The following is a 12,148-nucleotide window of genomic DNA, read 5'->3' on the forward strand; positions in this document are numbered from 1 at the left end:
CTTTGTTTCAGTTTATGTGTGTAAATTATTAGTTTCGTTGGCGCATCAATTGGAACATTTGAATGTCTCTGAAGCTTTTTCCACCTTGTTGTTTTCCTGTTACAACTGCAGCGTACATTCCTTCAGGAGCTTCCTCTCCGGCTTGATTTCTTCCATCCCATGCTTCTTTCGGATCGTTTGTTTCGAATACCAGGCGGTTGTGGTCATCGAAAATAATCAAACGGAAATCAGCGATGTTTTCTACTTTCACGAAATACGTATCGTTTTCACCGTCGTTGTTCGGAGAAAAGGCATTCGGGAAGTGAGTCACTTTTGCTTCCAATTCTGCAAATACCTGTTTGTCTGTGTTTTCAGGATATTTCTTCGGAGACGTTTCGGTTGCTGATCCTTTCGGATTCGTTACCGGAGTTCCGGATTGTGCTCCACTTCCAGCTGCCGGACTTACTTTTTTATCTTCCGGTTGTTTTGTTTCTGCAATCTTCTTATCGTCTGTTTTACTGTCGGTCTTTTTATCCGAAAGAGTAGGAGTATCTTCCCCGATTTTCAGGTCGTGCTTCAATACATCTGCCTTATTCGGATTCGCCGAAGGATCAGGTGTTGTTGCTTCTTTTCCAGCAACTTTAGGAGCATTCGAATTTACAGGCGTATTTAATTGCAGGGTATTTTCTTTTACCGGAGTGTCTTCCGTTACCGATGCAATTTGTGTGGTTTCTTTCTGAGCAGTTTGGTTTTGTTGATTCGTTGATTCATCTCCTGAATTCAGGGCAACCACCGTTGCAACCACACCCACAGTTCCCACTGCAGCGGATCCGATCAACCATTTTGTTAACGCAGAAAGACCTTTTGTTGCAACAGTTGCACTCGAAGCAACTCCTGCAGCAGCCATTTTCGCCTGAACGCCAGCCCACAACTCCGGCCTCACCGGGGCAGTCTGGTTTTCAAAAGCTTTTGAAAACAGTTCTTGTATGTTATCTTGTTCAATCACGTTCTAATAATTCTAATTGAGTGCGTAAAAAAGCTCGTGCACGCGAGTATTGTGATTTGGAGGTATTCTCCGTCACTCCCAGTGTATCTGCTATTTCTTTATGCGAATATCCTTCTATTGCAAACATGTTGAAGACAACCCGGTATCCATCAGGCATTTCGTTAATTAATTTCATTAACTGTGCCAGATCCATTCCTTCGAATTGATGATCGGTAAAAGATACTTTGTATTGAACCTCTTCAACCTGCACGTCATCCAATAGTTTCTTGTTCTTTCGAATGGTATCCAAAGCTGTATTCACAATAATTCTTCGAATCCATCCTTCCAGAGATCCTTCCATTTTGAAATCCACAATCTTCTGAAACACTTTTACAAAACCATCCTGTAAAACGTCTTCAGCCTCCTGGTTATTCCGCAGGTAACGCTGACATACTGCCAGCATCTTGGGAGCAAACTTATCAAACAACGCTCGCTGTGCTTTTGAATTTCCTTTGGCGCATTCATTTACCAATGTTAAATCTTCCATAGCACTTGCTGTATCAATAGACTCTAAACTACCAAAAAAGGTTGCATTAGTCTTTTTTCTTCAAAATAAAAATTAACTTAGTACGACTTTAGGACTCCATGAAATTACAGCTTACCTTTTTGTTGCTGAGTACTCTGTCAGCAACATGTTCATACTCTCAAAAGATTTCACTCACACCAGGATCTTATTCGGCTTATCTTCAATTAAACGAAACAACGCAATTACCTGTACATTTAACAGTCGAAAAAAAGCAAAAAAGAACTATTCTGGTTGTGAATAATGCCGAAGAACGCATTGAACTCACCAACGGAATTAACAAAGGAGATACCATCATTCTTCCTTTTCCGAGTTTCGATTCCGAGCTGCGTTTCATTACCGATAAAAAGAAAGAAATCAGGGGTTTTTGGTTTAACTATAATAAAGGAGCCAATTACAAAATACCATTTTTCGCGAATTTCAATCCAAAACCACGAAAAATAGAAGAAGCTAGCGGAAATCTCAATGGAAAATGGGAAACGCACTTCTCTCCGGAAACCAATGACGAGGAAGATGCATTAGGAATCATTTCTCAAAACCAAAATCACATTACAGGAACTTTCAGAACCGAAACAGGAGATTACCGTTTCCTGGAAGGTTACATCGACGGATCTAAATTCTATCTTTCTGCCTTTGACGGTTCGCATGCATTTCTTTTAAACGGAACCATCAAGGATCAGAAAGTACAGGGCTTTTTCTACAGCGGAAAACATTACTCTACCAACTTCGTTGCAACCTACAATCCGAATTTCGAACTCCGTGATCCGGATTCCATTACGATGCTGAAAGGAGATTCCCGTGATTTCACGCTCGACCTGAAAACCCTTGACGGAAAGAATTATCATTTCCCGAATGACGATACGAAAGGAAAAGTGGTGATTATCCAAATCATGGGAACCTGGTGTCCGAACTGTATGGACGAAACGAATTACTACAAGGAATTGTATGATAAATACCATTCAAAAGGATTGGAAATCATCTCCATCGGATATGAAGCTGCTGATTCATTTGAAGACCAGGCGAAAAAGATTCTTACACTGAAACAGCGCAAAAACCTGAATTTCACCTTCCTGGTAGGAGGAAAAGCTTCCAAGGGAATTGCTTCCGAACAATTCAGCATGCTCAACGAAGTGATTTCTTTCCCGACTTCTATCTACATCGGGAGAGACGGTGAAGTAAAACGTATTCACACCGGGTTCAATGGCCCCGGAACGGGGGAAGTGTACCTGGAATACGTTAAAAAGACCAATGCGTTGATTGAATCGCTGCTGGGAATCAATTAATGAATATGTCTTTCTCTCGATACATCCCGATTAAAATATCGGGACACTCGACAAGACAACAAATTCTTAGTGATTGACCGTAATACGTTTAGCAGCATTCGCTAATTCCCAGGCTGTGAAGAAAACCAGTTTAGCTACTTTCTCGACTTTCGGGAAAATAATCTTCTCTACATCATCTGTCGCCTGGTGGTAATCTTCGTGTACTCCACTGAAGTAAAAGATCACCGGGATGTTGAATTTCGCAAAATTATAATGATCTGAGCGATAATAGAACTGATTCGGGTCTGATAAACTGTTGAATTTGTAATCCAGTTTCAAGCGCGTGTACTGTTCGTTTGCTTTTTCATTTGCTTCATGCAATCCGTCGCTCAGCATATTGGAACCAATGATGTAAATGTAATTGGTGTCTTTTTCGTGTGCAATGTCGTTTCTCCCGATCATGTCGATATTCAAATCTGCCACGGTATTTTCCAGCGGAATGATTGGATGAGAAGAATAATAGTCCGAACCAAGCAATCCTTTTTCTTCTCCGGAAACAGGCATGATCAGAATTGAGCGTTTCGGACCTTGTCCGTTTTTCTTTGCCTCCATAAAAGCTTCTGCCAATTCCAACAACGCTACTGTTCCGGTTCCGTCGTCATCTGCTCCATTGAAAACCAATCCGTTATCTACACCAATGTGGTCGTAATGTGCCGTAATGATCACCACTTCTTTTGAAAGTACCGGATCACTTCCTTCAATATAAGCCAGTACGTTGGAACTTGTGAGTTTATCCTCTTGTATATTCAGTTCGGCATTCAGGGTGAAAACCGGCTTCGATACTTTCAGAGCTACTCCTTTTCCGGTCAAAAATCCGTTTGATTTTTTCTTCAGTGTTTCCAGGGATGATTCCTTTACAAACAAAATCGGGAATTCCTCTTTCTTTTTCTGATCGGCCAGGTACATGGTTTTGGTTGTCACATAATGCTCCAGGTATTCGTACAGCGCATCGTATTTACTGGAAACCAATACAATTCCCTTCACATTTTTAGGAAGTTCTTTTTTCAAAGCAGTTACTTCCTTGCGCACTTCCATGCTTGTTAACTCATAAGCCAAATAACACGGTTGATCTCCGATTGTTGATAACTGATCCTTAGAATAAACAGGCAAGTTCTCCAATTTGGTTTTTGATTTACAACCATAATAGATAAAGTCTGTTTTAAAATTCAGATTCAAACCACTCAGATTCAAGGTTCCACCTGGTGTCGTTTCTATTACATCAAAGTGTTGTTCATAACCGGTCATTCCCGGAGCGTAAGCACACCCCAGTTTTTGGAAGTAAGCTGTTAAGAACGCAGCTGTCATTTTCTGACCTTGTTTCCCGGTTTCACGTCCCAGGTAATCATCTGCAGCAATGATTGACAGATTCTTTTTTAAATCTGCTTCATTAATATAGGTACTGTATTTTTTGGCAACATCAATTTGATCCTGGGAATGGCAGACTAACAAAGCGCCTGAAAACAATATGCTGAGAACGTTCTTCATACTTTAATATAATTGAGAAGGGAGAATTGAATGGGAAGAATCAAGAGACAAGATTTATGGAGTCAAGACAAGTCTGTTCTTAGTCTTGACTCTTGTATCTGAAGATCCTTATTTACAAACAGGGATTTTATGAATACGATTCAGGTGTCTTCCGCCTTCGAAAGCAGTGTTCCAGAAAATATCCACCATTTCCAATGCTTCTTCCGTAGAAATGAAACGTGCAGGCAGTGTTAAGATGTTTGCATCGTTGTGTTCGCGTGCCAGCCGGGCAATTTCTTTTTTCCAGCAAAGTGCTCCACGAATTCCCTGGTGTTTATTCACAGTCATGTTAATACCGTTTCCACTTCCGCAGATTACAATTCCTTTGGAACCTTCATTTGCTTCCACATGATCGGCAACCGGGTGACCAAAATCTGCATAATCAATGCTTTCTTCACTGTAGCATCCATAATCTTTTACCTGGTAACCCAATGATTCTAAATGCTTAATAACTTCTGATTTCAATTGAAATCCTGCGTGGTCCGCTCCGATTGGAATAACTTGAGACATATCTATAAACGTTTTGTCAAAATTACACCTTATCAACAAATCGCACAATCAATTAACAATAAGAAAAATTGCATTCCGTCAATCCCTTGATTTATAAGTCCTTTTAAAAAGTAGTTTTACACAGCTTCCAATACCCGTGCTGTCAATAACTGTTCGAAAAATTCAATAACTATTCCTAGGAAATCCGAACTATTTCATCATATGTACAAGATTTCGGATTAAGCACTGTTATGTTAAGTGAATTTATAGCCAATTTATACACTGTGTTAAACACATATTAACACAGCTAAACCAAATCATTTTATCCACATGAACAATTCTACACTATTTGTTCATATCTATTCAAATCACTGAATTTGAACCTATCTAAACGGATAGTAATTGTCAATAAACTGACTGAAATAACTCATAAATTAAAAAAACGAATCATTGATCCGAAAGTTTTACACGAATTCACACCCCTAATAGAAATAATAGATTTTCTTTTTAAAAAGTTTTTATTCTATATTATTATCCCTCTTCCGTTTCGAAGATGAATTTGGACAATTCATAGTTAAAGTTTATATTCGAATAGACGAACCAAATGAATGCGTCTATGAAATAATTAAAAGAGATGGTGATTAAATCTCAATTTTAATTACTTTTGAATCCAAAGCTGTAAAGAATGACGAAGGCTAATGTATTAGTTGTAGAAGATGAATTCATCGTTTCGAAGGATATCCAGTCGAGTTTGAAAAAGCTTGGATACCACGTAATTGGTGCAGCCCCGTCAGGCGAAAAAGCACTTGAACTACTCGAAGCAAATCAGCCGGATATTGTTTTAATGGACATCATGCTGAAAGGCGAAATGAACGGGATTGAAACCGCAGAAATCGTCCGGAACCGATACTCCATTCCGGTTATTTACTTAACAGCTTATGCAGACGAAGCTACGTTGTCAAAAGCAAAAGTTACCGAACCTTACGGTTATATTTTAAAGCCCTTCAAGGAAATTGATTTACACACTTCCATTGAAATGGCGCTTTATAAACATAAAAAAGAGCAGGAGGTGGAGCGCGAGCGTGATATGCTCTATTCACTGGTTGAAAACAAAGAGAAAGATTCCCTGAATGAATTCATCTTTGTGAAATCCAACAGCAAGCTGGTGAAGCTGAATATGCACGATATCTATTTCATTGAAGCACTGAAGGATTACGTAGTTATTAACACCAACGAAACACGTTATACGATCCATTCAACGATGAAGGATATCGAAACGAAGCTGGGAACCGACCAGTTTATCCGTGTTCACCGCTCATTCATCGTCCGCCTGGATAAAATCGCTTCGATTGATTTCCCGAATTTACAGCTGGAAAACGACCGCAAACTGATCCCGATCGGTGGATCCTATAGAGACGAACTGACCAACCGCATTAAAATGCTCTAGCATCCTGATTTTCGGATTACAGCTTTTCAAATACCTTTCCCTCAATACTTTCGCCGTTATATCATTTTGTTGAAATGGCATTGGGAATAATTCCGTAGCATTGGGAAAAACAGGCTTATGAAAAGATTGCTACTTGTCTTGATCTCAACGGGTTCTTTTTTTGTTTTTTCTCAAAATTCCCCCAAAAATTCCGCTTCGCGGATCTTACATGTCAAGTTTGAAGACCAAACGGTTCTTTCCCTGGAATCAGGAAAATTGCTGCTCAACGGCCAAACCTATCCGAACTCGGAACTTTTGACGCAATACGGACATTGGGAACCGTTTTATTCCATTTCCCCGGAACTTTTAAAGTCCTATTACGAAAAGGCGAAACAACGCTTGAAGAAGAATCTGTCGAATCCGTTCACCTTGTTTGAATTTCATTTGAACAGCGATGCAGATCTTCAAAAAGCAAAACGGGAACTGGAAAACCTGGCACAGATTCATTACGTGAGCATTCCGCCGAAATTGAGTTTGCCGGTTGCACCGGATTTCCAGGCTTCACAAGTGTATTTGTTCGATCAAAATCCGGGAATTCATGTGCAGGAATTTTGGAATGCCTATAACAATCACGGAGCCGGAATCAAAGTGTGTGATATTGAATACCAATTCAACGCCGATCACGTAGATTTACCTTCCGTTACGATTATCGGGCCGACGCCCGAAGATCCAGGTTTTGGGACCGACCATGGAACAGCTGTACTGGGAGAAATCGCGTCGTTGAACGACGGAATCGGAACAACCGGAATTGCGTACGAAAGTGAATTGTATTTTGCCGGAGCGTATATCGGTTTGTCTTACTACCTGGAAGAAGCGTTGATTAGTACATTGACGGAATTGAATGCCGGAGATGTCGTGTTGATTGAACAGCAGATCATGGCATTTGACGGAACTCCGGACGAAGGATATGCCCCGGTGGAGTGGTACGAACCGTTCTACGATGCCATTCAATTGATTTCCGGAAATGGAATCATTGTAGTAGAAGCTGCCGGAAACGGGAGTCAGGATCTGGACAAACCGCTTTTCAGCCAGGACAACGGCGGACATTATCCCTTCCTGCCGGAAAATCGCTCAGAAGCGATCATAGTTGGTGCAGGAGCCGTTGGAATAGCAGATACGCCGCGTTCCAAGTTGTGGTTTTCCAATTACGGAAGCCGCATCGATGTGCAGGGAAACGGAGAAGGAGTTGTCACAACCGGCTACGGAACGGCTTATTCGGCTGAAGGTGTTAATTACTATTATTCCAACTCATTCGGAGGAACATCGGGGGCTTCGCCCATCGTGGTTGGTGCGGTAACACTGCTTCAGTCGCTGCATGAACAACACACCGGGAACAGGTTATCCGTAAACGATATCCGGAATTTACTTATCAGTACGGGAAAACCGCAGGTTTCGGGAATCCTTTACCCGGTGACAGATAAAATCGGGCCGCTTCCGAATGTGTTTGCAGCCGCAAACGAACTAATGAGCCAGCTTGGAATAACGGACTTTGAAAAAGCAGGATTCAGCATTTATCCGAATCCGAACACAGGTTCTTTTGAAGTGTATGTTCCCAATCAATCCGTTGCAGAATTGAAACTGAGAGATCTTTCGGGAAAGGAAATACCGCTGCATTATGAAAAAACACAGATGGGATTTGAAACGAGTAATTTGAACCTGGCGGCAGGAATGTATCATTTATCTCTAAACTATACCGATGGAACCATCGTTACAAAGTCCGTTCAAATCACGGATTAACGCTTAATTGGTAAACCTCACAGCAAGCTGTCTGATTTCGGTCGGGCAGCTTTTTTTCAATTTGTTGAAAAGGGTTCGGGAGTTTAAAAAGTTTTCCCCGGAATTTTTGTAAAAAATCGAATTTAAGAAGGGGGTGACCCAATATTGGGAAATTGGGTTTTTGGGTTTTCCCCTCGCCCTGTAAGGAGAAATTTCGGCAAAAATAAACAGCGATTTTCCGCGTTAAAGAAACGCTTCTACACTAATTTTAGAATATGGAAAAGCTGATTATCTCAACGGAAAAAAGCCTGCTGGATCCGGAATATATCACGACAGTTTTATCGCAGACCTACTGGGCAAAAGGCCGGAGCCTGGAAACGGTAAAAACGTGTATCGAGCATTCACTCAATTTTGGAGTTTACCTCGAAGGAAAACAAATCGGGTATGCCCGGGTAGTGACGGATTATGCTCAGTTCGCCTATATTCTTGACGTGTTTATTGACGAAAAGCACCGCGGACTCGGATATTCCAAATTGCTGATGAATGATCTCCTGGAACACGAAGCTTTAAGCGGGGTAAAAGTTTTGCGTTTGGCAACATCCGACGCACACGAGCTATACCGGAAATTTGGGTTCAAAGAATTATCGAAACCGGAGAATATGATGGAATTGTTCCGGTAAATGCGGCGCGGAATGAAAAAGCATTTTTGCACTGACATAGGGTTGTCACTGGCAGCATTTAGTTTAGGGGCAGAAATCAACATTTAGAGAACAATGACGATTAACGGAAAAGAAATCGAAACATATTGTCCGGCAAGCCGGGAAGCATGGAAGGTATGGTTAGCAGAAAATCACCGGTCGAAACAATCCATCTGGCTGCTTTGTTACAAAAAACAGAGCAACAAACCCAGTATTACCTGGAGTGATGCGGTGGATGAAGCGCTTTGTTTCGGATGGATAGACAGCACGCGCAGAACGGTCGATGAGGAGAGTTTTATCCAGTTTTTCACCAGGAGAAAACCCATGAGTACCTGGTCGAAAATCAACAAGGAAAAAGTGGAACGACTCATTGCTGAAAACCAACTAACTGAAGCTGGATTTGAAAGCATTGAAATTGCCCGGAAAAACGGATCTTGGACGATTCTCGATGAGGTGGAAGAAGGAATTATTCCGGAAGACCTGGAGAAAGCATTTGAGGAATTTTCCGGATCGCGGGAATTTTTCCTAAGTTTGAGTAAATCGGTTCGGAAAATGTTATTGCATTGGATCGTTTTCGCCAAACAGGATCAAACCCGGCAGAAACGCATCTCGGAATTGGTTGAGCAAGCTGCGCAGAAACAAAAACCGAAGCAGTTCCGATGATTTATTCGAAAAACAGGAGAGATGGCAAACAGTTATTTGGAAAGCGTGCGAAAGCAATTCGAGTATTACAAACAACTCGGAGACAAAACGTTTTCGCAGGTCGGCGACGAACAGTTGTTTTGGAAATACAACGATGACAGCAACAGCATCGCCAATATCGTGAAACACCTGTGGGGAAACATGCTTTCGCGCTGGACGGATTTTATGACCACCGACGGTGAGAAAGACTGGCGCAACCGCGACGCGGAATTTGAAGATTCGGTTAAAACCCGCGAAGAGTTGACCAGGAAATGGAATGAAGGCTGGAACTGCCTGTTTGCTGCGCTGGATTCATTGCAGGAAAAGGACTTGGAAAAAATCATCTACATCCGGAACCAGGGTCATACTGTGATGGAAGCCATTAACCGGCAGCTGGCACATTATCCGTATCATGTGGGACAAATCGTATTTCTGGGGAAAATGCTTGCTGAAAACGGTTGGGATTCCTTGTCGATCCCCAAAGGCAATTCACAGGCATACAATGCGGAGAAATTTTCCCAACCGAAGCAAAAAGGGCATTTCACGGATGAATATTTGAAGGATCAGCCCGGGAAATAGCGCTGAAAATCAAAAAACGGCCTCCGGCGGGAATCTTCCTGTGGATTTCGGTGCAAAAATGCATCTCTGTAAACTAAAAGCACAACATGAAATACCTTCTTTCCGCCCTTGTCTTCCTGTTTTCTGCGAAAAGTTTTTCCCAATTCGGGGATTCCCTGGTCGTTCGGTATACAATTAGTTATGACTGCAGCCGGGAAATTGACTCCAAATCATTGCGCGGAGCATGTGGCAATACGGAAACAATCGTATATGATAAATACCGACGAAAATACGCAATCAGGTCTTTTGTTTCCAAATCCGGTTTTTATGTGTGGAAGGGCCGTTGGGAATCAACGGAAGATACGATCACACACGAAAAAAAAACAGCCTGGAAAGGAGGGTTTGGGCCGAACCTGATCGAAGACAGTGTAACACATCCGCTTGTGCTTCGCCACAGAAAATTGCGTGTGAAAACACTGGAAGATTTTTTGAAGGAAATCAGCACGGTTCAATCCGATACCATTTTTCCATATTCGGTTCAGGATGTTTCGGCAAAATTTCTGCGGAAAATCGGTGCTCCGGAAGGTGGCAGGGATTCCGTTCAGATGGATTCCCTGGTTCATGATTCCTTTTATGTCCTTGCCATGTCGACCGTTACGGGTTATCTTTCCTTCTCTTTTCAGTTCCAGGGAAAACAGGTGTATCTTAGCAAAGACACTAATAATCCGTACTGGCGGGTTTATTTTCCTGAAAAGGAGGAAGAAGCACCGGTGAAAGTCATTTATTTTGCCCTGGATGCGTTTCTGAAAGAAAATTTGCCTCCAAAATTTTCAGGGAAACGCGCGCTGAATGAGTAAAAAACAAGTCAATATGTTTTGGAAAAAACGAAAGCAAACCTGTCGTGTGTGTGGAAAAGAACATGTAGGGTTTCCTGCGATCGGGTTCGATACGCCATTCTATTACGACGGGTTGACGCAAGAAGAAAAGCAAGAAATAGCACAAATTTCAACTGATTTTTGCGCGATAGAATATTCCGATCAAACGGATCGATTCATCCGGACGGTTCTGAGTATTCCGATTGTTGGTTCCTGTGAACGATTGGATTATGGAATCTGGGTTTCTGTGAGTGAAAAAACCTGGGACGAATACAGGCGGAATTTTGATGTTGATTCAGAACCAAAAACCTATTTTGGAATGATCAGCAATGAACTGAATGATTATCAGTCAACAACACTCGGTTTATATACGGATGTAAAAACGCAAAAAAACGGCCTCCGGCCGGAAATAATTCCACATCAGTCAACACACCCTTTGGTTTCAGACTGGGAAAATGGGATTAGTTTGGCTGAAGCAGAACGCCGGATTCAGAGAATAGTATAAATTTAGTCTTGTTCAAGCGAATCGAAAACCAGCAAAAGATGAAACAACACACCTGTTTTTTAACCGCCCTATTGTTATTTTCCTGCGGAAATTCCCCGGAAAAAGACAAGAATCTGAAGGAAAAGGAAACAATTACTGCGTCGACAAATCAGAAAGAAGCAGAGAAACCAGCCGATGCACAAAGCCAACCGGAAGACAACGAATTGCAGGAATACTACCGATCCTTATTGGTTCCCGGGAAAACAACCATCGGGAACTATGAATTGAAATACGGGTATACTGCGTACAACGAAGAAAAATATGGGTTTCAAAATCCCGGGTATCTCCAGGTTTATTCCAAAGGGAAATTGATTTTCAAAGATCATTTCAAGGGAGAAGGAGCAATCTACCTAAAATCGCTGGGGTATCACCAGCTTTCCGGTAAAAAACTGGTATTGGTGCTGCACTACGGAACCGAAGCCTGTGATTACAGCCAGGTGGCAAGGTATTATACGGTCGATCCGAACCAGAAAGTGAGTTTCCTGAGAGAATGTTACTCTTCCTGCGGCGGAGACGGGTATTCCTGTCATATCTACGACCAGATTTTCCCGGAAGATTCCCTGGGAGTTACCAATTCGATCCTTTTCATAGAAGGATATACATACCTGGAGCATGACGAAGAAGATCAGATTGACACCACCAAAATGACCTTTACTTCCGGCGGATTTTCAACCAAAAAAACGGCCTCCGGCCGAAAATAAGTGCCAA

The 12,148-nt window shown here is 41.9% G+C and carries 13 protein-coding genes; 9 read left to right on the forward strand and 4 right to left on the reverse strand.

Going from position 1 to position 12,148, the window contains the following annotated elements; all coding sequences use genetic code 11:
• Nucleotides 1-28 precede the first annotated feature (28 nt).
• On the reverse strand, nucleotides 29-985 hold the full coding sequence (locus tag ABDV94_RS11685) for a gliding motility-associated C-terminal domain-containing protein (RefSeq protein WP_343747364.1): 957 nt from the start codon (nucleotides 983-985) through the stop codon (nucleotides 29-31).
• Complete coding sequence (locus ABDV94_RS11690) at nucleotides 978-1,511, reverse strand: RNA polymerase sigma factor (RefSeq protein ID WP_343747365.1); 534 nt, start codon at nucleotides 1,509-1,511, stop codon at nucleotides 978-980. Before ABDV94_RS11690 ends, ABDV94_RS11685 begins: the two co-directional genes overlap by 8 nt.
• A 272-nt stretch (nucleotides 1,512-1,783) precedes the next feature.
• Here ABDV94_RS11690 and ABDV94_RS11695 point away from each other — a divergent pair, with 272 nt between their 5' ends.
• Nucleotides 1,784-2,830, forward strand: a complete 1,047-nt coding sequence (locus tag ABDV94_RS11695) for a TlpA disulfide reductase family protein (protein ID WP_343747366.1) — start codon at nucleotides 1,784-1,786, stop codon at nucleotides 2,828-2,830.
• A gap of 66 nt (nucleotides 2,831-2,896) precedes the next feature.
• Here ABDV94_RS11695 and ABDV94_RS11700 read toward each other — a convergent pair whose 3' ends face one another.
• A complete protein-coding gene (locus tag ABDV94_RS11700) occupies nucleotides 2,897-4,354 on the reverse strand; it encodes a M28 family peptidase (RefSeq protein WP_343747367.1) in 1,458 nt (485 codons plus the stop codon).
• Nucleotides 4,355-4,462: 108 nt separating this feature from the next.
• Nucleotides 4,463-4,903 carry a ribose 5-phosphate isomerase B gene (gene rpiB, locus ABDV94_RS11705; protein ID WP_343747368.1) on the reverse strand — a complete coding sequence of 147 codons (441 nt, stop codon included), beginning with the start codon at nucleotides 4,901-4,903 and terminating at the stop codon, nucleotides 4,463-4,465.
• Between the two features lie 664 nt (nucleotides 4,904-5,567).
• Here rpiB and ABDV94_RS11710 point away from each other — a divergent pair.
• The 8 genes from ABDV94_RS11710 (at nucleotide 5,568) to ABDV94_RS11745 (ending at nucleotide 12,141) form a co-directional block, all read left to right on the forward strand.
• Entirely contained in the window at nucleotides 5,568-6,329 is a 762-nt protein-coding gene (locus tag ABDV94_RS11710; RefSeq protein WP_343747369.1) for a response regulator, read from the forward strand.
• 117 nt (nucleotides 6,330-6,446) lie between these two features.
• The gene (locus ABDV94_RS11715) at nucleotides 6,447-8,105 is read left to right on the forward strand and encodes a S8 family peptidase (RefSeq protein WP_343747370.1); all 1,659 of its coding nucleotides are present in this window, start codon (nucleotides 6,447-6,449) and stop codon (nucleotides 8,103-8,105) included.
• Nucleotides 8,106-8,359: 254 nt separating this feature from the next.
• Nucleotides 8,360-8,764 carry a GNAT family N-acetyltransferase gene (locus ABDV94_RS11720; protein WP_343747371.1) on the forward strand — a complete coding sequence of 135 codons (405 nt, stop codon included), beginning with the start codon at nucleotides 8,360-8,362 and terminating at the stop codon, nucleotides 8,762-8,764.
• A gap of 93 nt (nucleotides 8,765-8,857) precedes the next feature.
• Entirely contained in the window at nucleotides 8,858-9,445 is a 588-nt protein-coding gene (locus tag ABDV94_RS11725; protein WP_343747372.1) for a YdeI/OmpD-associated family protein, read from the forward strand.
• A gap of 21 nt (nucleotides 9,446-9,466) precedes the next feature.
• A complete protein-coding gene (locus tag ABDV94_RS11730) occupies nucleotides 9,467-10,042 on the forward strand; it encodes a DUF1572 domain-containing protein (protein ID WP_343747373.1) in 576 nt (191 codons plus the stop codon).
• Between the two features lie 86 nt (nucleotides 10,043-10,128).
• Nucleotides 10,129-10,878 carry a hypothetical protein gene (locus tag ABDV94_RS11735; RefSeq protein WP_343747374.1) on the forward strand — a complete coding sequence of 250 codons (750 nt, stop codon included), beginning with the start codon at nucleotides 10,129-10,131 and terminating at the stop codon, nucleotides 10,876-10,878.
• Nucleotides 10,871-11,401: a DUF2199 domain-containing protein gene (locus ABDV94_RS11740; protein WP_343747375.1), complete on the forward strand. Its 531-nt coding sequence runs from the start codon at nucleotides 10,871-10,873 to the stop codon at nucleotides 11,399-11,401. The genes ABDV94_RS11735 and ABDV94_RS11740 overlap by 8 nt, the downstream gene beginning before the upstream one ends.
• Before the next feature lie 38 nt (nucleotides 11,402-11,439).
• Nucleotides 11,440-12,141, forward strand: a complete 702-nt coding sequence (locus tag ABDV94_RS11745) for a hypothetical protein (RefSeq protein WP_343747376.1) — start codon at nucleotides 11,440-11,442, stop codon at nucleotides 12,139-12,141.
• Nucleotides 12,142-12,148: the final 7 nt, after the last annotated feature.

The sequence above is a fragment of the Fluviicola sp. genome (genome assembly GCF_039596355.1).
In the GTDB taxonomy this organism is placed as follows: domain Bacteria; phylum Bacteroidota; class Bacteroidia; order Flavobacteriales_D; family Crocinitomicaceae; genus Fluviicola.

Coding starts and splice junctions, on each gene's coding strand:
- ABDV94_RS11690 (WP_343747365.1), bottom strand. CDS start 1,511: ATGGAAGATTTAACATTGGTAAATGAATGCGCCAAAGGAAATTCAAAA.
- ABDV94_RS11700 (WP_343747367.1), bottom strand. CDS start 4,354: ATGAAGAACGTTCTCAGCATATTGTTTTCAGGCGCTTTGTTAGTCTGC.
- rpiB (WP_343747368.1), bottom strand. CDS start 4,903: ATGTCTCAAGTTATTCCAATCGGAGCGGACCACGCAGGATTTCAATTG.
- ABDV94_RS11710 (WP_343747369.1), top strand. CDS start 5,568: ATGACGAAGGCTAATGTATTAGTTGTAGAAGATGAATTCATCGTTTCG.
- ABDV94_RS11715 (WP_343747370.1), top strand. CDS start 6,447: ATGAAAAGATTGCTACTTGTCTTGATCTCAACGGGTTCTTTTTTTGTT.
- ABDV94_RS11720 (WP_343747371.1), top strand. CDS start 8,360: ATGGAAAAGCTGATTATCTCAACGGAAAAAAGCCTGCTGGATCCGGAA.
- ABDV94_RS11725 (WP_343747372.1), top strand. CDS start 8,858: ATGACGATTAACGGAAAAGAAATCGAAACATATTGTCCGGCAAGCCGG.
- ABDV94_RS11730 (WP_343747373.1), top strand. CDS start 9,467: ATGGCAAACAGTTATTTGGAAAGCGTGCGAAAGCAATTCGAGTATTAC.
- ABDV94_RS11735 (WP_343747374.1), top strand. CDS start 10,129: ATGAAATACCTTCTTTCCGCCCTTGTCTTCCTGTTTTCTGCGAAAAGT.
- ABDV94_RS11740 (WP_343747375.1), top strand. CDS start 10,871: ATGAGTAAAAAACAAGTCAATATGTTTTGGAAAAAACGAAAGCAAACC.
- ABDV94_RS11745 (WP_343747376.1), top strand. CDS start 11,440: ATGAAACAACACACCTGTTTTTTAACCGCCCTATTGTTATTTTCCTGC.